The sequence below is a fragment of the Glycomyces sp. NPDC021274 genome (assembly GCF_040641195.1).
Lineage (GTDB): Bacteria > Actinomycetota > Actinomycetes > Mycobacteriales > Micromonosporaceae > Glycomyces.
In genome coordinates, this window is the sequence record NZ_JBFADC010000003.1 from 189311 (window position 1) to 209959 (window position 20649).

Sequence of the window (20649 nt, forward strand, 5' to 3'; positions counted from 1 at the left end):
GGGAAACGAGTGATCAGACCAGGACGGTCTTCGCGCTCGGGGCGAGCTCGGCGATCAGCTCGACCTCGACCGGAGCGCCCAGCGGCAGCTCGGCCACGCCGACCGCGCTGCGCGCGTGCGTCCCGGCCTCGCCGAAGACCTCCCCGAGCAGCTCCGAAGCGCCGTTGAGCACCTTCGGCTGACCGGTGAACCCGGGCGCCGAAGCCACGAAGCCCACGACCTTCACGATCCGCACGACCTGGTCGAGCGGCGCGATCGACGCCACCGCGGCGAGCGCGTTCAACGCGCAGATCCGCGCCAGGTCGTAGCCCTGCTCGGGGTCGACCTCGGCGCCGACCTTGCCGGCCGCCACAAGCGAACCGTCGACCATCGGCAGCTGCCCCGACGTGTACACGTAGTCACCGGAGCGGACGGCCGGCTGGTAGGCGGCCAGCGGCTTCACGACCTCCGGCAGCGAGAGTCCCAGGCGCGCCAGCGCCTTGTCCACATCGGTCACCGCTACTGCTCCTTCTTGCGCTTGAAGTACGCCACGAGCTGCTCCGAGTTCTGGCCGGGCAGGACCGTGACCAGTTCCCAGCCTTCGTCCCCGAAGTTGTCGAGGATCATCTTGGTGTTGTGGATCAGCAGCGGCGCGGTGAGGTACTCCCATTTCTCCATGCGCCCACAGTACGGCGTCTTGATCCGGCGGCGTCGCACCGCTACGCTCAGAGTGCGTCGCCTCCCCCGAAGTCCTTACGGTGCGCCGTCACGGACCGCACCAGTCGAACCAGGGAGTTCCCGTGTCGTCAGACACCAGTGCGCCGTCCGCAGCAGCCGCGCCCCATGACGAACCGTCCAGCGGTGCGGCGGCCCCGCCGCCCGAGATCCCCGAGCAGCGGGTCCAGACCGCCGCGATGCCCGGCCGGCACGAACCGCCGCACAAAGAGTCGAACCGCTTGTGGACGTGGATCATCGCGGCCGCCGCCGCCGCGTTCTGCATCGCACTCGTCCTCGGCGCGATGCGCCTGTTCGTGGACGTCGGCGACGTCCACGACACCCCCGAACGCACCGTCGACGCGTTCCTCGGGGCCCTGCTCGACCAGCGCGACGCCGCAGCCGCCGCCACCTGGCTGTGCGCCGACAAGGCCGACCGCGACCTGAGCGAGGCCGTCACGGCCCTGTCGTTCATCGACGGCCCCGGCGACTTCGCTTGGGGCGCAGTCGAGGAGACCGGCCGCTCGGTCGGCGCGGCCACCGTCACGGCCGAGATCCGCGTCGGCGGCAACGACGGCGCCTACTCGGACCCGGCCACGTGGGAGTTCGCGCTCGTGGCCGAGGAAGGCGAGCCGCAATGGCTCATCTGCGGGATCACCGCGGAATGACTAGACTCCGATGAATGACTGCCTCAGCGTTCCCGGTGCCGCGCCTGCACATCGTCACCGGGAAGGGCGGCACGGGCAAGACCTCGGTCGCGGCCGCACTGGCCCTGGCGCTGGCCGGCACCGGCAGGCGGGTCCTGCTGGTGGAGGTCGAAGGGCGCCAAGGGATCGCGCCGCTGTTCGAGGCGCCGTCGCTGGGGTATGAGGAGCGGCATCTGGCCGCGGGGCTCGACGGCGGGGAGGTCTTCGGGCAGTCGGTGGACGCCGATGAGGCGCTGCTCGACTACCTGACGATGTTCTACCGGCTCGGGTCGGCGGGGAAGGTGCTGCAGAAGTTCGGGGCGATCGACTTCGCGACGACGATCGCACCGGGCCTGCGGGACATCCTGCTCACCGGGAAGCTCAAGGAGGCGGCGTCGCGCACCGAGTCGGGGCGGATGGCGTACGACGCGGTCGTGCTGGACGCGCCGCCGACGGGGCGGGTGGTGAAGTTCCTGAATGTGACCGTGGAGAGCGGGCGGCTGGCGAAGACGGGCCCTATCGGGAAGCACTCGCGGTCGGTGGCGCGGATGCTGCATTCGTCGCTGACGGCGGTGCATGTGGTGACGACGCCGGCGGCGATGCCGGTGCAGGAGACCGTGGACGCGTACAAGGAGCTCATGGCCGCCGACCTGCCGGTGGGGCAGCTGGTGCTGAACAAGGTCGCCGGCGCGAAGGCCGTGGAGGTCGATGCGGCGCAGATCAGGGCGGGCCTGGAGCGGGCGGGATTGCACCCGGATGACGCCCTGGTGTCGGGCCTGGTCGAGGAGTACGCGGCAGCGAGGGCCGAGATCGAGTCGGTGGACGCGTACCGTGACCGCCTGGAGCAGCTCGGCCGGCCTGTCGCCGAGCTCCCGCTGCTCCCTGAAGGCGTGGACCTTTCGGGTCTCTACCAGCTCGCCCGCGTCCTGCGGCCCGGCATCATCGGAGGACGGCGCAATGGCTGAGATCCCTGAGCTCGACATCGACGCCCTGCTGGGCGACGAGGGCAAGCATGTGATCGCCTGCTGCGGTTCGGGAGGCGTCGGGAAGACCACGACCGCGGCGGCGCTTGCGCTGCGCGCGGCGGAGGTCCACGGGCGACGCACGGTGGTGCTCACGATCGACCCGGCCCGGCGGCTCGCGCAGTCGCTGGGGATGGAGGCCCTCGGCAATGTGCCGAAGGCGGTCGAGGCGGTGCGCGGCGGTTCCCTGGACGCGATGATGCTCGACATGAAGCGCACCTTCGACGAGGTGGTGGCCTCGCATACGACCCCGGAGCGGGCGGCGGAGATCTTCGCGAACCCGTTCTACCAGGCGGTGTCGTCGACGTTCTCGGGCACGCAGGAGTACATGGCGATGGAGAAACTCGGCCAGCTCCGCGCGACCGGGCAGTGGGATCTCATCGTGCTCGACACGCCTCCCTCACGGTCGGCCCTGGACTTCCTGGACGCCCCCGCGCGGCTCGCGCGGCTGCTCGACGGCCGGGTCATCCGGCTGCTGTCGGCTTCGACGCCCGGCGCGCGGCGGTCGATGCTGTCGCTCATGGGCGCGAGCGCGGCGGTGTTCACCCGCGTGTTCAACAAGGTCCTCGGCGGGCATCTGCTCACGGATGTCGCGGAGTTCACCGCGAGCCTGGAGGACACCTTCGGCGGTTTCCGCAAGCGCGCGGAGGCGACCTTCCGGGCCCTGCAGGACGACCAGACCTCGTTCCTGGTGATCGCGGCCCCTGAGCCGGCGGCGGTGGGCGAGGCCGTGTACTTCACGCGGCGGCTCACCGAGGAGCGGATGCCGCTCGACGGGATGATCCTGAACCGGCTGACCCCGGTCGCGGCGGACCTGACGGCGGAGCGGGCCCTCGGCGCGGCCGCGGCCCTCGAGGAGTCCGACGCGGACGACCCGGTCGCGGCGGTCCTGCGGACCCACGCGGACCTGGCCCGGCGGCGCGCCGCCGAAGAGCGGGTCGCGGCCCGGTATGCGGCGGCGTGCCCGGAGGTCCCGCAGCGGCGGCTGCCGTCGCTGGGTGTCGAGGTCGTGGATCTGGATGACCTGCGTGCGTTCGGCGCGGTGGCCGCGGGCGCTTGACGGTCGTTTATCCGCCGATGGTCGGTGCGGGCGTTCGGCGGCGGCGTTCTCTTGCGAGTGTTCGTGGAGGCCGTGGCCGCGAGCGTTGGTCGTTCGGTTGCGGCCCGCCTCGCTGTGGGTTGGGCCGGCGATTTTTGTGCCGCTTTTTCCGGCGGGTTTTCAGGCGGCTGTTCGGCCGCGGGTTGCTGGGTGAGGTTGGTGCGGGCGCACCGGCGCCTTTGCCGGTGCTCCCGCGTATATCTCCTCGCGAGGTGTCCTGGCAGGAGCCGCGCGGGAGTGCACTCCCGCGCGGTCTTCGGGGGCGGCCCCCGGGGTTCCCACATTCGCCGCCAGTCCTGCCAGGACCGGATCGCCACTCCGCACTTCCACCACCACCGGCGAAGCAGCTGTTTTTGCTATCAACAATCACAGGTCCGGTACCGGATGCCAAGTACTCTTTTCCGACCTGTGGATAACTTTGCGAAATTTGCTTATTTTGCCTGTTCGTGAGGCGTAGAGTTATCCACAGGACCCGTGGTGGCACGAGGGCATGAAAAACGCGCCCGGACGGGGATGCCGTCCAGGCGCGATGCTGATGCCTTTCATCGAGAGGCTCGCCGGTAAGAAGTTCACGTCTACCGGTATCCGGCGCCGGTTGCCCTTGCGGGCGCTTCGCTGCTCCTCCTCAAGTGCGACCTCGAAGACCGCTCTCCAGGAGCGGACGTCTGCGTGCCTGCGCAGCAGTGCCCTCCGCTCCCGCTCGGTCATGCCGCCCCAGACGCCGAACTCGATGCGATTGTCGAGCGCGTCGGCGAGACATTCCAGCCGTACCGGACAGCCTCGGCACACTTTCTTGGCGTTGTTCTGCTCTGCCCCTTGCACGAACAGGGCGTCAGGATCACCTTCCTGACATAGCGCCTTGGTCGTCCAGTCGATCAGCAGTCCCATCCGCATGACCTCCCCGTGAGATCTTTCCCCTTCATACCCCCCGACGACTACATTCGAGTGACCTCTCGATCACTCAATGTGGCCGTCAGAACGGACCTTACACCTCTCGTAAGGGTTTGACTACTCTCCGAGACGAAAATCGGACGCCGTGGGACGGCTTCACCCCTACGGTTCACTACGCGATGGCAGCTCGCGATAATAACGATTCCGATACGAGCGCATCTCCCCTTCCGGATCGGGGCGTCTCAATTGCGGGCATAGATGTCGCCTTGCACGCGAGACGCCTTCCGGTTGGAGGAAGCTGCCGCTTCGCACTTCCCGACGTTCGTTCTAATCTGAGGCGGTGGAGACCTTGATACGCGACCGGAGTCCCCTGAGGGACGGCATCGCGCTGCTGATCTGCGGTGTGCTCGCCGGCGTGCTCGCGGCCGCAGCCGCCTTTCCCCTTGTCGGACTCGGCGGCCTCGTCGCCGAGAACAGCGTCAACTCGTTCGAGTCGCTGCCGACAGAACTCACACAACCCACCTTGCCGCAGACGACCTATGTGTACGCCTCCGATGGCGAGACGCTCATCACCTCCTTCTACGAGGAGAACCGCCGCGAGGTCTCCCTCGACGAGGTCTCCCCTGTCATGATCAACGCACTCCTGGCGGCCGAGGACTCGAAGTTCTACGAGCACAACGGAGTCGACTGGGCCGGCATCATTCGGGCCGCCGTGGCGAACCAGGGCGGCGACTCCCAGGGGGCGTCGACACTCACCATGCAGTTCGTACGCAATACCCTGATCTACTCGGCTTCAACCATCGACGACGTGATCGCCGCATCCGAGGACACGTACGAACGCAAGCTCCGAGAAGCCCGATACGCCATGGGCATCGAAGAGACGATGTCCAAAGAGGAGATCCTCGAGGGCTACCTGAACGTGATCTACCTCGGCAACCAGGCCTACGGCGTGCACGCCGGCTCGTACACGTACTTCAACAAGTCGCCCAGCGAGCTCACCGCCGCCGAGGCCGCGACCCTCGCCTCGCTGCCGAAATTCCCCTCGCTCGCCGACGGCCTCCTCGACGGCGAAGGCGACGACAAGGCGATCATCGACCGCCGCAACTGGATCCTCGACCGCATGGTCGGACTCGGCACCATCGAACAGGCCGAGGCCGACGAGGCCAAGACCCTGCCGCTCGGCCTGAACCCGCGCCCCGTCCGCAGCGAGTGCGTCGACGTCGCGACGCCCAACTGGGGCTTCTTCTGCGACTACTTCAAGGAGTGGTGGATCGACCAGGAGGCCTTCGGCGAGACCGAACGCGACCGCCTGAGCCTGCTCAAGCGCGGCGGCTTCAAGATCGTGACCAGCCTCGACGCGGAACTCCAGGACAAGGCGACCGAACGCCTCACCGAAGAGGTGAGCGTCAACAACTCCGCCGCGCTCGGGTCGGTCACCATCACCCCGGGCACCGGGCACGTGCGCGCAATGGCCGTGAACCGCAACTACAGTCTCGACCAGACCGAGAACAAACCGCGCACCGACGGCGACGACTCCAAGCCGTCGAACTACCCGAACACGACCATCCCGCTCCTCAGCGGCAACGACGAGGTCTCCGGCTACCCGGCGGGCTCGACGTTCAAGATCTTCACGATGCTCGCCGCCCTCGACGCGGGCTTCCCGCTAAAGACCGCGCTCCCCTCGCCCTCGCGACTCACCTCGCAGTACCTGACCGGCGAGAGCGACCCCTCCGCGTGCGGGAGCATCGTCAACCAGAACCAGCGCCACTGGTGCCCCACCAACGACGGCAACTGGTCCTCCGGGCCGATGAACATGTGGGCCATGTTCGGACGCTCCTCGAACACCGCGTTCGTCCAGCTGCAGCAGGCCGTGGGCACCAGCAAGGCCTACGAGGCCGCCGTGGCCTCGGGGATCGACTTCGCCCCCAGCAGCGAAGCGGCCAAGCGCGCCGAAGCCGGCGACCTCGACGACTACGGCACCTTCACCCTCGGATTCGACGCGACCACCCCGCTCGAGATGGCCGAGGCCTACGCGACCGTGGCCGCCGAAGGCCTCCACTGCGAGCCGCTGCCGGTGATGCAGGTGATCGGCGCGGACGGCAAGGAACTGCCCGATGCCGCTGCACCCCAATGCGACCAGGCCTTCCCGAAGGAGGTCGCGAACGCGGCCGTCAGCGCCGGGCGCTGCGTCGTCGGCCAGCGCCCCGAAGGCACCCAGTGCTCGGGCAACGGCACCGCGGCCTCGTACACCGGGGACTTCGGCCGGCCGCTGTTCGGCAAGACCGGTACCGCGGACTCGAACCGCTCGTACTGGTTCATCGGTTCGACGCCGAACGCGACCACGGCGACCTTCGTCGGCGACCCGGACGCCAGCTTCCGGTCCAATGTGGCCACTGACTCGTTGAAGGACTCGGTCAAGGAGGTCGGCGTCTCGATCCTGAAGTCGGCGGTGAAGGACCTCGACGAAGAGGACTGGAGCAAGCCGACCAAGGCGATGAGCACCGGCAAGAACCTGGTGTCGATCCCGTCCATCGACTGCATGGACCCCGACGACGCGCGGTCGCGCGTGGCGAACGCCGGGTTCGACGCGTCGATCGCGGCCGGCACGTTCGACTCCGACTGCAAGGAGGGCGAGGCGTTCTCGACCTCGATGACGGGTTCGGCGCCGAGCGGCAGCCCGATCTACATCCTCGTCTCCAACGGCAAGGACTACAAGGAGGAGGACGAGAAGCCCGAGGACGGCACGACGCCGCCGGACGGCACTCCCCCGGATCGGGACTGACGCGGTCCCGAGAGGGTCACCGCTGCAGGCGAACTGCGGGCCCGCGCCTTTCGGCGCGGGCCCGCAGTCCTTTTGGGAGGAAGGAAGTTCGTCAGGTGGCCTTGGGCATCACCAGGGTGCCGGGGGCGGCCCGGTCGGTGGGGGTGGTCTTGTGGCCGTCGTCGTGGAGGTGGTTGCCTTCGCGGAGTTGGCCGTCGCGGATGGTGACGGCGCGCTGGGCGCGCTCGGCCACTTCGTGGTCGTGGGTGATGATGAGGATGGTCAGGCCCTCGGCGTGCAGTTCGTCCAATGTGGCCATGATGGAGTCGGCGGTCTTGGAGTCGAGGTTGCCGGTGGGCTCGTCGCACAGCAGCAGGCTCGGCCCGGCCGCGAGGGCGCGGGCGATCGCGACGCGCTGGCGCTCGCCGCCCGAGAGGGTGGTCGGCAGGGCGTCGAGGCGGTGGGACAGGCCCACGAGTTCGAGCTTCTCGCGTGCGATCTGGCGCCGCTTGCGCTTGGGGACCCCTTGGTAGACCAGGGACATGGCGACGTTCTCGGTCGCGGTGCGGTGGGCCATGAGGTGGAAGGCCTGGAAGATGAAGCCGATCTTGTCGGCGCGCAGCTGGGTGCGGTGCGCCTCCTTCATCTTGGAGGTGTCGTGGCCGTCGAGCCAGTACGTGCCCGCGGTGGGGGCGTCCAGGAGCCCGAGGAGGTTCAGGAGGGTCGACTTGCCCGAACCGGAGGGTCCGACGATCGCGACGTACTCGCCGTCGTCGATGCGCAGCTCGACCGGCTTCAGGGCTTCGACGGGCGGCGGACCGGGGTAGGTCATGCCCACGCCGTCGAGCTCGATGAGCGCGCGGTCGCTCGCGGCGGGTCCGGCATCGGCGACGCGCGCGAACACCGCGGTGTCGTCGGCGGGGCCGTTCGCGGCTCCGCCGCTGACGGTCGGCAGGATCATGGTCGCGTCGTCTTCGGTCACGTCTCCAAGACGCCCGGACCGTCGCGAGTGGTTGCACGCCGCGGCGAGTTTGCGTTGCGGCAGGGCCGGCGGGTGCTAGGAGAACGCGAAGTCGGCCGAGATCGGGCGGTGGTCGGAAGCGGTCGCGTCCAGTACGTCCGAGCCCGTGGCCTCCATGCCGCGGTACAGGACCTGGTCGATTCGCGCCATGGGCGTGTCGGCGGGCCAGGTGAAGCCGAAGCCCTTGCCGGCGTCGGCTTGCGCGGAGTGCAGCTGGTAGGTGATCGGCGCGAGCGCGCGGTCCTGGGAGGTGCCGTTCAGGTCGCCGGCGAGGACGACGCGTTCCAGCTGCTCGTCGGCGAGGGCCTCGCCGAGGAGGCGGGCGGTCTCGTTGCGCTGGGCGGAGGTGAAGCCTTCGGAGTTGACGCGCACGGAGAGCAGGTGGGCGACGTAGAACGCGACGGGTTCGCCGTCGATCTCGATGGCGGCGCGGAACGCGCGGGCCCAGCCGAGGTCGAGGTCGACCTCGTTGGAGTCGACGACGGGGTGCGTGGACCAGAGGGCCACGGTGCCGTAGGAGACCGAGTACTCGTACTGGTCTTCGAGGACGTCGCTCCAGGCGTGGCGCTGGTCCTCGGTGAGTTCGACGAGGACGATGACGTCGGGTTCGGCGGCGAGGAGGGTCGCGGCGGTGCCGGCGGCGTCGGTGTTGTCGGCGTTGACGTTGTGGGCGACGACGCGGAAGTCGCCGTCGCCGCTGTGCTTGTCGGGGATGAGCGCGGCGTACATCTGGAACCAGACGAGGCCGGGCAGGATCGCGCAGATGATGGCCAGGGGCCGGCGGCGGATCGCGGCGAGGACGAGGAGGAGCGGGACGGCGAGGCCGAACCAGGGCAGGAACGTCTCGATGAGGCTGCCGAGGTTGAACCAGCGGTTGGGGATGAACCGGTGGAGGAGCAGGATCGCTGCGAGGAGCAGTGAGAGGACGATGACCGCCCCGCTGAAGATCTTCCCGCCCGTCGATGATCGGCTCACCCGCCGCCGCCTTTCTCCGTGTGAGCGGCGCTGCCGCGCCGGTCGCGCCGCCGGGTGGCGGCGCGGTCCCGACAGGTTAGCCGCCCTCGGCGAGCAACGGCGAATGCCGGGCTGCGGTCACAAGCCCGGCATTCGCAACGTCGGCGGCGGCAGTGGGAGGTGAAGCGTCGGCTGCACTCCATGCCGGCGGGCGGGCCGGGTCCGTGAAGCCTAGCGGCGAACCGGGTACCGGAGGTGGAGGGCGCGCTTGCCCTGGACGACGACCGGGTCCTCCAAGAGCACGTGCTTGCCGCCGAGGTTCGCGAAATAGGGGATGCCCTCGCCGAACAGCACCGGAACGAGGCTGACGCACACCTCGTCGACCAGGCCGAGCGCGAGCGCCTGCTGGGTCACGTTCGCACTGGCGATCGTCACGTCCTTGCCGCCGGCGATCTCCCTCGCGCGAGCGATCGCGGCCTCGACGCCGTCGACGAACGTCGTGGTCGGCCACTGCTCGGCCGCGTTCTCCGGAGGGTGATGCGTGACCACGACGACCGGCGTGCCGGCCGGGTGCTTGTCGCCCCAGCCCTCGGCGATGTCGAACAGGCGCCGGCCGGCGATGAGGGCGCCGGTGTTCTCGGTCATGTCGCGCAGGAGCTGTGCGCTGGCGTCGTCGACAGCGAAGGTGACGACTTCGTTCGGGTTGGGCACGTCCACCGCTCCGGCCGAATACCAGTCGAACAGCTCGCCGATCTGGTCGTCCGGCTGCGCGATGTAACCGTCCAAGGACATCGTCATGTGGCTGAAGATCTTGCTCATGGTGGATCCCGTCTGCGAGAGGCGCCGGTCGGTTCCGGCGCTCACGGTTATGACGATGCGGCCCTTCACAATTCATCGTCGCGTCTCCGATGGGGAATCGCCGGGGAATCCAGTCCTGAGCAGCCCTGACGTACCTGGAGCCGCAGGTCGGCGGGCAAGGAAAAATCCCAGCCCATCCGCCCTGTCGGGCGTCTGAACTGGGATTACGTTGGCGGTGGCGGTGGGATTTGAACCCACGGTTGAGGGTTACCCAACACTCGCTTTCGAGGCGAGCTCCTTCGGCCGCTCGGACACGCCACCGCCGAGAACACTACCGGATCGCGGGGGCGCGCACTGCGGCGGGATCGGCGATCCAGCTCACAGCCAGTCCTCGCAAATTCATGGGATGTTTATGAGAAGCTGGCGTCATGACTGCACACATCTCCGCCAAGCCGGGCGACATCGCCGAGAGCGTCCTCCTGCCCGGGGACCCGCTGCGTGCGAAGTGGATCGCCGAGAACTTCCTCACGGACGCGACCTGCTACACCGAGGTCAGGAACATGTTCGGGTTCACCGGCACCTACAAGGGCAAGCGCGTGTCCGTGCAGGGCACCGGGATGGGCCAGCCGTCCGCCTCGATCTACACCCACGAGCTGCTGGACGTGTACGGCGTCACCACGGTGGTGCGGGTGGGCTCGGCGGGCGCGATCCACGATGACATCGAGCTGCGCGACGTGGTGGCCGGCATCGGCGCCTCCACGAACTCCTCGATGAACCGGATCCGCTTCAACGGCGTCGTCGACTACGCGCCGGTGGCCGACTTCGGGCTGCTGCGCGCCGCCGTGGACGCCGCGGGCGCACGCGGGGTCAACCTGCACGTGGGCCAGCTGTACTCCTCGGACACGTTCTACACCGACGCCCCCGACGTCGAGGCGAAGCTCGCCGACTACGGCATCCTCGCCATCGAGATGGAGGCCGCGGCGATCTACACGCTCGCCGCGAAGTTCAAGGCCCGCGCCCTGGCGCTGTGCACCATCTCCGACCACATCCTCAAGGGCACCGAGCTGCCCGCGGCCGACCGCCAGGAGTCGTTCTCCGAGATGGTGGAGATCGCCCTGGACGCCGTCACCGCGTAACGCACCGCCTGAGGCCCGGCTCGGTCGAGCCGGGCCTTTCGCCTACCCCGCAGCGGGATCCGCGAGGACCGCGGCGAGCTCGGCCCCGAGGTAGGGGCCGAGGGTCGCGGCGTACGTGTTGGTGAGGTGCGCGTCGTCGCGGTAGACGAGCACGTTGCCGACCACCGGCGGGCAGGCGCCGCCGTCGCAGATGTACCCGGTGAGGTCGACCTTGTGGACCCCCGCGGGGACCTCCAGGGCCGCGAACGCGCCCTCGTCGTAGTAGGAGGCACGGTCGACGGTGCACTCGTTCGCGTTGGGCCCGTTGAGGTCCACGCAGAGCGGGATGTCGAAGCGGGGGCTCGGGGTGTCGCGCAGTGCGACGACGGCGGTGCCGGTCGCGAGGAGCTGCTCGTACCGGTCGGTGTAGTCGGGGAAGGTCTCGTACGCCTCGTAGCCGACCCGGGAGCCGTAGGTGAGCACCAGGTCGGGCCCGATGGCATCGATCTCGGCGACGACCGCGTCGTTCCAGGCGGCGCAGGAGCGGTAGCGCTCCTCGCCGAGGTCCGCCTGGCCGGTCTCGATGATGCAGGCGTTCTTGGTGAACGCGATGACGTGCCAGTCGTGCGTCGCGGCGGCGTCGAGCACCGCGGGGAGCCACTGCCAGATCTTGGAGCCGCCGTACATGACGACGGTGGCGGCGGCGCCCGCGCCGTCGGCCGCCCCGTCCTCCTCCAGGTCGCCGTCGCCGGGACTGAAGTCGCAGCGGATCGGCTCGTACCCCTCCATGGTCTGGTTGCAGCGGCCCGAGAGCGCCGGGTCGTAGTCCAGGGCGGCGTCGAGCGTCGAGGGCGTGAAGTCCGCTTCGGGCACCTCGACGCCCTCGGCGAGGACGGCCGCGCCGGGGTAGCGGGCCGGGTCGTTCGCGGCCTCGGCGAGCCGGTCGCGCTCGTAGGCGATGTACCCGGCCAGGGCGGCGCAGGCGGCGAGCGCGAGCGCCATGAACGCCGCGCCGAGGGCGAAGGCGCCGCGCCTGGTGCGCTGGCCGAGGCCGGTGGCGGGGAGGCGCCGCTCGAGGGCCCAGTGCGTGGCGGCCGCGAGCGCGGTCGCGGCGGCGAGGACGGCGAGGCCGCCGGGGAGGGTCGCGGTGTCGCGGCCGGTCGCGGAGAGGTAGCAGATGAGGATCGGCCAGTGCCAGAGGTAGAGCGTGTAGGAGAGGTCGCCGAGCCACTGGACGAACCCGGTGTTGAGCAGGCGCCCGGCGCCGGCGCCGGGGCTGAGGGACGCGGCGATGACGACCGCGCAGGCCCCGCCGACGGGCCAGAGCGCGGCGAGCCCGGGGAACTGGGTGCTCTCGAGGAAGAAGCCCGCGCCGAGGAGGACGGCGACGCCGGCCCAGCCGAGCAGTGCGGCCGTCCATGTCGCTTGGGGCGCTGCGGGGTCGGTGAAGGCGGTGCGCAGGCGCGGGAGGGCCAGGGCGAGGAGGCCGCCCGCGGCGAACTGCCAGAGGCGGGCGCGGAGGTCGAAGTACGCGAAGGCCTGGTTCGCGGCGGTCTCCCACAGCGCGAAGGCGAACGAGGCGGCGAAGACGAGCGTGAGGGCGGCGGCGAGGGTGCGGCGGGGGCTGCGTCCGGTGCGGGCGGCGAGGCCGACCGCGGCGGCGATGAGGAGCGGCCAGAGCACGTAGAACTGGGCTTGGACGCCCATTGACCAGTAGTGCTGGACGATGCTCGCGCCGTTGTTGGAGGAGAGGTAGTCGACGGAGTTGAAGGCGAGGTGCCAGTTGGCGTAGTAGAGGGCCGCTGAGAGGAGGTCGCCGAGCTGCTGGATCCAGGTGGCGCGCGGGAGCCAGAGGACCGTCATGGCGACGCTCGCGGCGACGACGACGAGGGCGGGCGGGAAGATGCGGCGGACGATGCGGGAGGCGAAGGCGAGGGGGGCGACCGAGCCGGTGCGGTCGACCGAGCGGAGGAGGCTCGCAGTGATGAAGAAGCCCGAGAGCAGGAGGAACACGTCGACGCCGCCGGAGACGCGGTCGAACCAGATGTGGTAGACGGCGATGACGACGATGGCGAGGCCGCGGAGGCCGTCGATCTCGCGCAGGCGCGGCGGCCGGGCGGCCGGTGGTGCGGGCGCGGGGGTGGCGATCGGGGTGTCGCTGGTGCTCACGCGGTTGCTCATCGAACTCCGGGGGAGGGGGCGTGCTGGGGGCACGGCGTTGGGGGCGCGGCGTCGGGCGCGGCTTTGCGGGCGCGCGCGGTGGTTCCCCGAGGGTAGCCGCGGCAGGTTGCGGGGGAACGGGGCGGTTGCGGCGGCGCGCGGGGGTGGAACGCGAGTACGGCGGTTCGCGGCGGATACCCGCAAATCGGGCATCAGGAGGCACCCCCGATTCCAGGGTGCCCGGCGGGTACGACATCGGCCTGAGGCCGGGAGCGATGCCGCAGGTGGACGGCTCGGGCTGTGAGCGGAGCGCCTGGTGGACGAGGCTCGGCGCCTCGGCGAGGAAGCAGGTGGACGACCTTCGCAACCGGCTGTGAACCCGCCGGTGAACAACTGAATTACCGGTGCGGCGAATGCGTTGACACGCGCGGATCGGCGGGACACAATAAGCTTGCCTTAACGATCGTTAAGGGACGCTGTTTCGGCAAGGAGGCCGTGACGTGGAATTCGGGGACTACCCGGCTGAGCGCGAGCGGATCGAGCGCGGTGGCGCCGAGAAGTACCACCAGGCCGCCGCGGCAGCGGGCAAGTACCACGCGCGCGAGCGCATCCGGCGCCTGTGCGACCCCGACTCGTTCCGCGAGGACGCCCTCTGGGCCAACCCGGACCCCCGACTCCCCGCCGACGGCGTCGTCGTCGGCACCGCCACCGTGCAGGGCCGCCCCATCCGGCTCGTCGCCAACGACTCCACCGTCAAGGCCGGATCCTGGGGCGCGCGCACCGTCGAGAAGATCATCCGCACCGTCGAGGCCGCCCAGCTCGAGCAGCACCCGATCGTCTACCTCGTCGACTCCGCCGGCGCCCGCATCACCGACCAGGTGCAGCTCTTCCCCGGCCGCCGCGGCGCCGGCCGGATCTTCCACGAGCAGGTCCGCGCCTCCGGAAAGATCCCGCAGGCCTGCGCGCTCTTCGGACCCAGCGCCGCCGGCGGCGCCTACATCCCCGCGTTCTGCGACATCGTCGCCATGGTCGACGGCAACGCCTCCATGTACCTCGGCAGCCCCCGCATGGTCGAGATGGTCACCGGCGAGAAGACCACCCTCGAGGACATGGGCGGCGCCCGCGTCCACTGCGAGCAGTCCGGCGTCGGGCACTTCCTGTGCCGCAACGAGGACGAGGCCATCGCCTCGGTCAGGCGCTGGCTCTCCTACCTGCCGTCGAACTGGACGCAGCCCGCACCCGTGCGCGCGGCCCGCCCGCCGCTCCCGGTCGACCTCGCCGCCCAGATCCCCGCGAGCGAATCCGCCCCGTTCGACATGCACGCGTTCCTCGACGGGCTCGTCGACCGCGACTCCGTGCTCGAAGTGCAGGCCCGCTGGGCCGGCGAGCTCATCACCGCGTTCGCGCGCCTCGACGGCCGCCCCGTCGGCATCGTCGCCAACAACTCCGCCGTGCGCGGCGGCGTCCTGTTCTCCGACTCCGCCGACAAGGCCGCCCGCTTCGTGTCCACTTGCGACTCGTTCAACGTGCCGCTGCTGTTCCTCGCCGACGTCCCCGGCTTCATGGTCGGCTCCGCCGTCGAGCACGGCGGCATCATCCGCCACGGCGCCAAGATGATCGCAGCCGTGGCCGAGGCCACCGTGCCCAAACTCTGCATCGTCGTCCGCAAGGCCTACGGCGCCGGCCTCTACGCCATGGCCGGACCCGCCTTCGGCTCCGACGCCTGCCTCGCCCTCCCGACCGCCCGCATCGCCGTCATGGGCGCCGAAGCCGCCGTCAACGCCGTGTACGCCAACAAGATCGCCGCCATCGACGACCCCGCCGAACGGGAGCAGTTCGTGGCCGACAAGCGCGCCGAGTACGAAGCCGACGTCGACCTGCGCCGCCTCGCCGGCGAACTCGTCGTCGACGACATCATCGAACCCGCCCGCCTCCGCGATGACCTCATCGCCCGATACCGCCGGCTGACCCACAAGGACCGCCGGTTCTCCGACCGCAGACACCCGATCACACCGGTGTAGCCGCCGCCGCGACGCCTGCGATCCGCACATCAACAGGGAGCCCACCATGCGACTCGACATCGAGCAGACCGAATTCGCCGCCGCCGTGCGCGCCTTCGCCCAAGACCGGATCAAACCGGTCATCGGCGACTTCTACGAACGCGGCGAGTTCCCCGCCGACCTCATCCGCGAGCTCGGCAAACTCGGCGTCCTCGGCGTCACCCTCCCCGAGGAGTACGGCGGCGCGGGCGCAGGCCTCTTCATGCTCGGCCTCGCCCTCGAGGAGATCGCCCGCGTCGACGCCTCCGTCGCCGTCACCGTCGAAGCCTCCGTGACCCTCGGCGCCGAAGGCATCGCCCGCTACGGCACCCCCGAACAGCGCGACAAATGGCTCCCGCGCCTCGCCGCCGGCCAGGGCCTCGTCGCCTTCGCCCTCACCGAACCCGGCGGCGGCACCGACGCCGGCCACACCGACACCAAGGCCCGCCTCGAGAACGGCGAATGGGTCATCGACGGCGCCAAGTGCTTCATCACCAACGCCGGCACCGAGATGACTGACCTCATCGTCACCACCGCCCAGACCGGCCCCGGCGAGGTCTCCTGCATCGCCGTCGCACCCGGCACCCCCGGGCTCCACATCGGCCCCGAGTACTCCAAGGTCGGCTGGCGCGCCTCCGACACCCGGCCCGTCTACTTCGACGGCTGCCGCGTCCCCGAGGCCAACCTCATCGGCCAGCGCGGGCGCGGGTTCGTGCAGTTCCTGGAGCTGCTCGACAGCGGCCGGGTCGCGATCGCCGCACTGGCGACGGGTTCGGCGCAGGGCTGCCTGGACGAGTCGGTGGCGCACGCGAAGGAGCGGGAGGCGTTCGGGCGGCCGATCGCGTCGAACCAGTCGATCGCGTTCATGCTGGCCGACATGCGGCTGCGGGCGCACACGTCGCGGCTGGCGTGGCAGGACGCGGCGCTGAAGGCGGACGCGGGCGAGCCGTTCAGCACGGATGCGGCGCTGGCGAAGCTGCACGCGTCGCAGGCGGCGGTGGAGAACGCGCGGGAGGCGACGCAGATCTTCGGCGGGTACGGGTTCATGAACGAGACGCCGGTGGCGCGGGCGTGGCGGGACTGCAAGGTGCTGGAGATCGGTGAGGGGACGAATGAGGTGCAGCGGATGCTGATCGCGAGGTCCCTGGGGGTCTAGGGCGGCTGTGAGCTTCCTGAGAACTTGATGAAGCTTCAACTAAAATGCTTGATCTGCGGCGCTACGGCGTGCCAAGCTCGGCATCCGGGCGTTAGCGTTGCGACCGCAGGCGTTGCAACGGCACACGGCCTCGGCTCGCCATGCGGCGGCGGTTCGCGGCGCCGCATCTGAAGCGCAAGGAGCTCAACGATGACCGACACCAGGACCGGATCCGATCCGGCAGTGCGATTGCCGGACAAAGGCACTGCGGCCGCAGCGCTGCGCGCAGGCCGGCAGTCGGCGAGCCGGCGCGGGGTGATGTGCGGGCTGGCCGGGCTGGGGGCGGCGGGTGCGCTCGCGGCCTGCGGCACGGCCGAGTCCCCGAACGGCGCCGACGCTGCGACGACGGGTTCGACCGGCGGCGCCACGGACGGCGGCACGACCGGTGAGAGCGGCGGGGGCGGCGGGATCGCGGCGACCTCGGACGTGCCGGTGGGGGGCGGCATCGTCGTAGACGAGACGCTGATCGTGCAGCCCGCGGCCGACGAGTTCCTGGCGTTCTCGGCGGTCTGCCCGCACCAGGGCTCGATCGTCGCGGCCCCTGACGCGGACGGCAACATCATCTGCCCGAGCCACCAGTCGACGTGGACGATCGACGGCGCGCTCGAGCAGGGCCCGGCCGAAGTGGATCTCTCGACAGTGGAGATCACGGTCGAGGACGGCCAGATCGCACTCGCCTAGGCGCACAGCGAAAGCGGCCGGGAAGCAGGTGCTTCCCGGCCGCTTTCGCGTTCGCGGTGCGGTCTACGTCAGGGCGTCGGCCGCGGCCGGGTCGGAGTCGCGCAGGAACTGCGCGCAGCGGGCGGCCTCGTCGGCTTCGCCGATGGCCGCGGCGGCGCGCGAGAGCTGGTGCAGGGACTTGAGGAACCCGCGGTTGGGCTTGTGGTCCCACGGGATCGGCCCGTGGCCCTTCCAGCCGCTGCGGCGCAGCTGGTCGAGGCCGCGGTGGTAGCCGGTGCGCGCGTAGGCGTAGGCGGCGACGTCGTCGCCCGACTCCAGGGCGTTCTTCGCCAGGCGGGCCCAGGCGGCGCAGAACCACGGGTAGCGGCGCACGGTGTCCTCGGGCGTGTGCTCGTCGAGGAACTTCCTGGCCTCGGTGTCCTCGGGCATCTTCGTCGCCGGAGGCTGGGACATGAGATTCTGCGGAGCCAAGACGGCGTCCCTCCAAAGGTCGGGTCTCACTCGAGGTTCGAGTCGCTGTGAACAGCAGTGGGCCAAGCCTAACCCCGCGTTCGCGGCGTCCTCCACAGCCCGCTCGTCCTCGTGGGCGGGCTCGGGCTGCGGGGTCTTCGGGGCGGTCAGGTGGACGGCGAGCGCGCCGATGACGGCGGCCAGGAACGAGGCGCAGAGAACGCCGATCTTGCCCTCGTCGGTGAGGAGCCGGGCGTCGCCGCCGCCGAAGGCGAGCTCGGTGATGAACAGGGCGACGGTGAAGCCGATGCCGGCGACCATGCTGATGGCGGCCAGGAGCGGCCAGGTGGTGCCGGTGGGCATGCGGCCCCAGCCGAGTTTCACGACGATCCAGGTGACGCTGGTGATGCCGACGAGTTTGCCGACGACGAGGCCGAGGATGATCCCCAGCGTCACCGTGGAGGTGAGTGCGGTGGCGAACAGGTCACTGGAGAGCGCGACGCCGGCGTTGGCGAGGGCGAACAGCGGGAGGACCACGAACGAGGAGAACCGGTGGTTGCGGGCCTGGATGCGCTCGGTGGGGGGCACGGCGTCACGGGCGAACTTGACGAGCTGCTCGGTCTCCTCGGCGGTGAGGCCGTCCTTGGCCATCTCCTGCGCCCGCGCGTGCGCGACCTGCGGGTCCAGGAGCGGCCTGGCGGAGATGATGAGGCCCATGACCACGCCGGCGATGGTGGCGTGCACGCCCGATTCGAGCATGGCGACCCACAGGAGCACGCCGATGACGAGGTAGACGGGCCCGGACCAGACGTTGAGGACGCGCAGGACGATCGCGAGGGCGATGATCGCGCCGGCGGTCGCCAGCCAGGCCATCGAGAGGTCCTCGGTGTAGAAGACCGCGATGACGGCGATCGCGCCGAGGTCGTCGACGATGGCGAGGGTGAGCAGGAAGATCCTTGCGGCCGAAGGGATGCGGGAGCCGAAGAGGGCGAGGACGCCGACGGCGAACGCGATGTCGGTGGCCATGGGGATGCCCCAGCCGCCCGCGCCCGCGGTCCCGGTGTTCAAGGCGGCGTAGATGAGGGCGGGCGCGGCCATGCCGCCCGCGGCGGCGGCGATGGGCGGGACGGCGTTGCGGGGGTTGGAGAGTTCTCCGGAGACGATCTCGCTCTTGATCTCCACGCCCACGACGAAGAAGAAGATGGCCATGAGGCCGTCGTTGATCCAGTCCTTGAGGGTGTGGTGGAGTTCGAAGTCGCCGAACGCGAACGTGACGTCGAGGCCCCACACGGCCGTGTACGAGGCGGCCCACGGCGAGTTGGCCCAGAGCATGGCCACGACCGCGCACGCGACGAGCACGACGCCCGCCGCCGGTTCGATCTGGAGGAACGCGGCGGCGGGGCGGCCGACGTAGCGGGCGAGCGGGCGGCGCGAGTAGAGGAACGCCGGCTCGGAGCGCCAGATCGGTGACTTCCAGGGTTCCTTCGACTGCGTCATGCGGGAGAGCCTATCGATGCGCCTGCGGCGGCTCGGCGAGTCGTCACTTTTCGGAGGCGCTCACGACCGGTTCCGTGTCCGGCTCCCACACCTGGAGTCCTTTGAGGCCGGGCACGGACTCGCGGGTGAACACCGGGTCGAGGCCGGCCTTGCGCTGCCGGTCGTAGTCGCGCAGGACCTTGACGGCGACGCCGGCGAGGCCGAGCACGGCGATGAGGTTGACGGTGGCCATGAGGCCCATGGTGACGTCGGCGATCGCCCAGACGTCCTCGAGCGAGGCGACCGAGCCGACCAGGACGAGGCCCACGACGACGACCCGCAGGCCGTGCACCATGTACGGCTTGTCGAGCATGTACTTGACGCTCGACTCGCCGTAGTAGTAGTTGCCGACCACCGAGGTGAAGGTGAACAGCACCAGGATGAGCGCCATGACCTGGAGGGCCCAGCCGCCGAGGGCGGCGTCGACGCCGCGGGTGACGAGGTTGACGTTCGCGTCCCCGTACACCGGGTTCGTGGTGAGGATGATGAACGCCGAGATCGAGCAGATGAACAGGGTGTCGAAGTAGACGCCGAACGCCTGCGTGAGGCCCTGCTTGACCGGGTGGCTGACCGAGGCGGTGGCGCCGGCGTTGGGGGCCGAGCCCATGCCGCCCTCGTTGGAGAACATGCCGCGGCGCACGCCCATGAGGATGACGGTGCCGACGGTCGCACCGGCGAACTGCTCGATGCCGAACGCGGAATTGACGATGTTCGCGATCGCCCCGGGCAGCTGGTCGGCGTTGATGATGACGATGGCCGCGCCCAGGAGCAGGTAGACCACGGCCATGATCGGGACGGCGAGCTGCGTGAAGTGGGCGATGCGCTTGAGGCCGCCGAAGACGACCGCCGCGGTGATGGCCGCGAGGACGATGCCGACGACCAGCGAGGTGCCGTCGCCGGTCTCGACGCCGAGCCCTGAGAGGGAGTCGTTCACTGCGCCGGTGAAGGTGTTGGCCTGCACCATGTTGAAGCTGAACGGGTACGTGAAGATGAGGATGATCGAGAAGACGACGCCCATCCACGGCAGGCCGAGGCCGTGCTTCATGTAGTAGGCCGGCCCGCCCTTGAAGCCGCCTTCGGGGGTGCGCTCCTTGTAGACCTGCGCGAGCGTCGACTCCGCGAACGCCGCGCCCGCGACGACGAGGGCCATGAGCCACATCCAGAACACCGCGCCGGGCCCGCCGAGGGCGATGGCGGTGGAGACGCCCACGATGTTGCCGGTGCCGACGCGGGCGGCCGAGGAGATCGCGAACGCCTGGAACGCCGAGATCTTCTTGGTGCCGTCCGGCAGGTCGCCCGGGTCCTCGCGCAGCCCGCGGAACATCTGGCCGAGCAGCCGGAACTGGACGCCCTTGGTGAGCACGAGGTAGAGCAGGCTGGTGATGACGATCAAGGGGATGATGCCCCAGGTCCAGAACTGGTCGTTGACCGTCAGCACCTGTTCGAGCAGGTCGTCCACGGCGGGCTCCTTGGGTCGGGCGGGCAGGCTCGTGACCTGAACCTAACGGGTGAGCGGGGTGCATGCCGCCGGTTCGGGGTCGCCGACGG

At 70.0% G+C, this 20649-nt stretch carries 16 protein-coding genes, 1 tRNA gene and 1 pseudogene; 8 read left to right on the plus strand and 10 right to left on the minus strand.

Annotation, left to right across the window (positions count from 1 at the left end; genetic code table 11):
- Positions 1 to 13 precede the first annotated feature (13 nt).
- Positions 14 to 496, minus strand: a complete 483-nt coding sequence (locus AB0I03_RS08480) for a RidA family protein (RefSeq protein WP_360408605.1) — start codon at positions 494 to 496, stop codon at positions 14 to 16.
- 2 nt (positions 497 to 498) lie between these two features.
- Positions 499 to 657, minus strand: a complete 159-nt coding sequence (locus AB0I03_RS08485; RefSeq protein ID WP_205325936.1) for a hypothetical protein — start codon at positions 655 to 657, stop codon at positions 499 to 501.
- A 122-nt stretch (positions 658 to 779) separates the two neighbouring features.
- Here AB0I03_RS08485 and AB0I03_RS08490 point away from each other — a divergent pair, with 122 nt between their 5' ends.
- The 3 genes from AB0I03_RS08490 to AB0I03_RS08500 are packed head-to-tail and all read left to right on the plus strand — an operon-like array spanning position 780 to position 3461.
- Positions 780 to 1361 (plus strand): hypothetical protein, encoded by a 582-nt coding sequence (locus tag AB0I03_RS08490; RefSeq protein ID WP_360408609.1) that lies wholly within the window; start codon positions 780 to 782, stop codon positions 1359 to 1361.
- Between the two features lie 14 nt (positions 1362 to 1375).
- Complete coding sequence (locus AB0I03_RS08495; protein WP_360408612.1) at positions 1376 to 2344, plus strand: ArsA-related P-loop ATPase; 969 nt, start codon at positions 1376 to 1378, stop codon at positions 2342 to 2344.
- Positions 2337 to 3461 carry an ArsA-related P-loop ATPase gene (locus AB0I03_RS08500; protein ID WP_360408615.1) on the plus strand — a complete coding sequence of 375 codons (1125 nt, stop codon included), beginning with the start codon at positions 2337 to 2339 and terminating at the stop codon, positions 3459 to 3461. Before AB0I03_RS08495 ends, AB0I03_RS08500 begins: the two co-directional genes overlap by 8 nt.
- Before the next feature lie 660 nt (positions 3462 to 4121).
- Here AB0I03_RS08500 and AB0I03_RS08505 read toward each other — a convergent pair.
- Positions 4122 to 4388, minus strand: a pseudogene (locus tag AB0I03_RS08505) (WhiB family transcriptional regulator); the annotation flags it as partial.
- A gap of 343 nt (positions 4389 to 4731) precedes the next feature.
- On the opposite strand from AB0I03_RS08505, the gene AB0I03_RS08510 reads away from it, so the two are divergent.
- On the plus strand, positions 4732 to 7173 hold the full coding sequence (locus AB0I03_RS08510) for a transglycosylase domain-containing protein (RefSeq protein ID WP_360408618.1): 2442 nt from the start codon (positions 4732 to 4734) through the stop codon (positions 7171 to 7173).
- Positions 7174 to 7264: 91 nt separating this feature from the next.
- Here the strand turns inward: AB0I03_RS08510 and AB0I03_RS08515 are convergent, their stop codons facing one another.
- From AB0I03_RS08515 to AB0I03_RS08530, 4 genes are all read right to left on the minus strand, one after another.
- Positions 7265 to 7984 carry an ABC transporter ATP-binding protein gene (locus tag AB0I03_RS08515; RefSeq protein WP_360409957.1) on the minus strand — a complete coding sequence of 240 codons (720 nt, stop codon included), beginning with the start codon at positions 7982 to 7984 and terminating at the stop codon, positions 7265 to 7267.
- A gap of 225 nt (positions 7985 to 8209) precedes the next feature.
- Complete coding sequence (locus AB0I03_RS08520) at positions 8210 to 9148, minus strand: endonuclease/exonuclease/phosphatase family protein (protein ID WP_360408621.1); 939 nt, start codon at positions 9146 to 9148, stop codon at positions 8210 to 8212.
- Between the two features lie 210 nt (positions 9149 to 9358).
- Complete coding sequence (locus tag AB0I03_RS08525; protein ID WP_360408624.1) at positions 9359 to 9991, minus strand: dihydrofolate reductase family protein; 633 nt, start codon at positions 9989 to 9991, stop codon at positions 9359 to 9361.
- 164 nt (positions 9992 to 10155) lie between these two features.
- A tRNA-Ser gene (locus AB0I03_RS08530) sits at positions 10156 to 10246 on the minus strand.
- 107 nt (positions 10247 to 10353) lie between these two features.
- Between AB0I03_RS08530 and deoD the strand changes: the two genes are divergently transcribed.
- Positions 10354 to 11061 (plus strand): purine-nucleoside phosphorylase, encoded by a 708-nt coding sequence (deoD, locus tag AB0I03_RS08535; protein ID WP_360408627.1) that lies wholly within the window; start codon positions 10354 to 10356, stop codon positions 11059 to 11061.
- A gap of 42 nt (positions 11062 to 11103) precedes the next feature.
- Here deoD and AB0I03_RS08540 read toward each other — a convergent pair whose 3' ends face one another.
- Positions 11104 to 13209 carry an acyltransferase family protein gene (locus AB0I03_RS08540; protein ID WP_360408630.1) on the minus strand — a complete coding sequence of 702 codons (2106 nt, stop codon included), beginning with the start codon at positions 13207 to 13209 and terminating at the stop codon, positions 11104 to 11106.
- 491 nt (positions 13210 to 13700) lie between these two features.
- Here AB0I03_RS08540 and AB0I03_RS08545 point away from each other — a divergent pair, with 491 nt between their 5' ends.
- The 3 genes from AB0I03_RS08545 to AB0I03_RS08555 all read left to right on the plus strand — a co-directional run bounded on the left by AB0I03_RS08545 (position 13701) and on the right by AB0I03_RS08555 (position 17115).
- On the plus strand, positions 13701 to 15221 hold the full coding sequence (locus tag AB0I03_RS08545; RefSeq protein ID WP_360408633.1) for an acyl-CoA carboxylase subunit beta: 1521 nt from the start codon (positions 13701 to 13703) through the stop codon (positions 15219 to 15221).
- A 46-nt stretch (positions 15222 to 15267) separates the two neighbouring features.
- Positions 15268 to 16395, plus strand: a complete 1128-nt coding sequence (locus AB0I03_RS08550; RefSeq protein ID WP_360408636.1) for an acyl-CoA dehydrogenase family protein — start codon at positions 15268 to 15270, stop codon at positions 16393 to 16395.
- 189 nt (positions 16396 to 16584) lie between these two features.
- Positions 16585 to 17115 (plus strand): Rieske (2Fe-2S) protein, encoded by a 531-nt coding sequence (locus tag AB0I03_RS08555; RefSeq protein WP_360408639.1) that lies wholly within the window; start codon positions 16585 to 16587, stop codon positions 17113 to 17115.
- 63 nt (positions 17116 to 17178) lie between these two features.
- Here AB0I03_RS08555 and nhaA read toward each other — a convergent pair whose 3' ends face one another.
- A complete protein-coding gene (nhaA, locus tag AB0I03_RS08560) occupies positions 17179 to 19062 on the minus strand; it encodes a Na+/H+ antiporter NhaA (RefSeq protein ID WP_360408642.1) in 1884 nt (627 codons plus the stop codon).
- 43 nt (positions 19063 to 19105) lie between these two features.
- Positions 19106 to 20560, minus strand: a complete 1455-nt coding sequence (locus tag AB0I03_RS08565) for an alanine/glycine:cation symporter family protein (protein WP_360408645.1) — start codon at positions 20558 to 20560, stop codon at positions 19106 to 19108.
- Between the last annotated feature and the right edge of the window lie 89 nt (positions 20561 to 20649).

Bases quoted from the DNA above. Each gene is read 5' to 3' on its own strand.
- AB0I03_RS08485 (WP_205325936.1), bottom strand. From the start codon at position 657: ATGGAGAAATGGGAGTACCTCACCGCGCCGCTGCTGATCCACAACACC.
- deoD (WP_360408627.1), top strand. From the start codon at position 10,354: ATGACTGCACACATCTCCGCCAAGCCGGGCGACATCGCCGAGAGCGTC.
- AB0I03_RS08555 (WP_360408639.1), top strand. From the start codon at position 16,585: ATGACCGACACCAGGACCGGATCCGATCCGGCAGTGCGATTGCCGGAC.
- nhaA (WP_360408642.1), bottom strand. From the start codon at position 19,062: ATGACGCAGTCGAAGGAACCCTGGAAGTCACCGATCTGGCGCTCCGAG.
- AB0I03_RS08515 (WP_360409957.1), bottom strand. From the start codon at position 7,984: ATGACCTACCCCGGTCCGCCGCCCGTCGAAGCCCTGAAGCCGGTCGAG.
- AB0I03_RS08500 (WP_360408615.1), top strand. From the start codon at position 2,337: ATGGCTGAGATCCCTGAGCTCGACATCGACGCCCTGCTGGGCGACGAG.
- AB0I03_RS08495 (WP_360408612.1), top strand. From the start codon at position 1,376: ATGACTGCCTCAGCGTTCCCGGTGCCGCGCCTGCACATCGTCACCGGG.
- AB0I03_RS08550 (WP_360408636.1), top strand. From the start codon at position 15,268: ATGCGACTCGACATCGAGCAGACCGAATTCGCCGCCGCCGTGCGCGCC.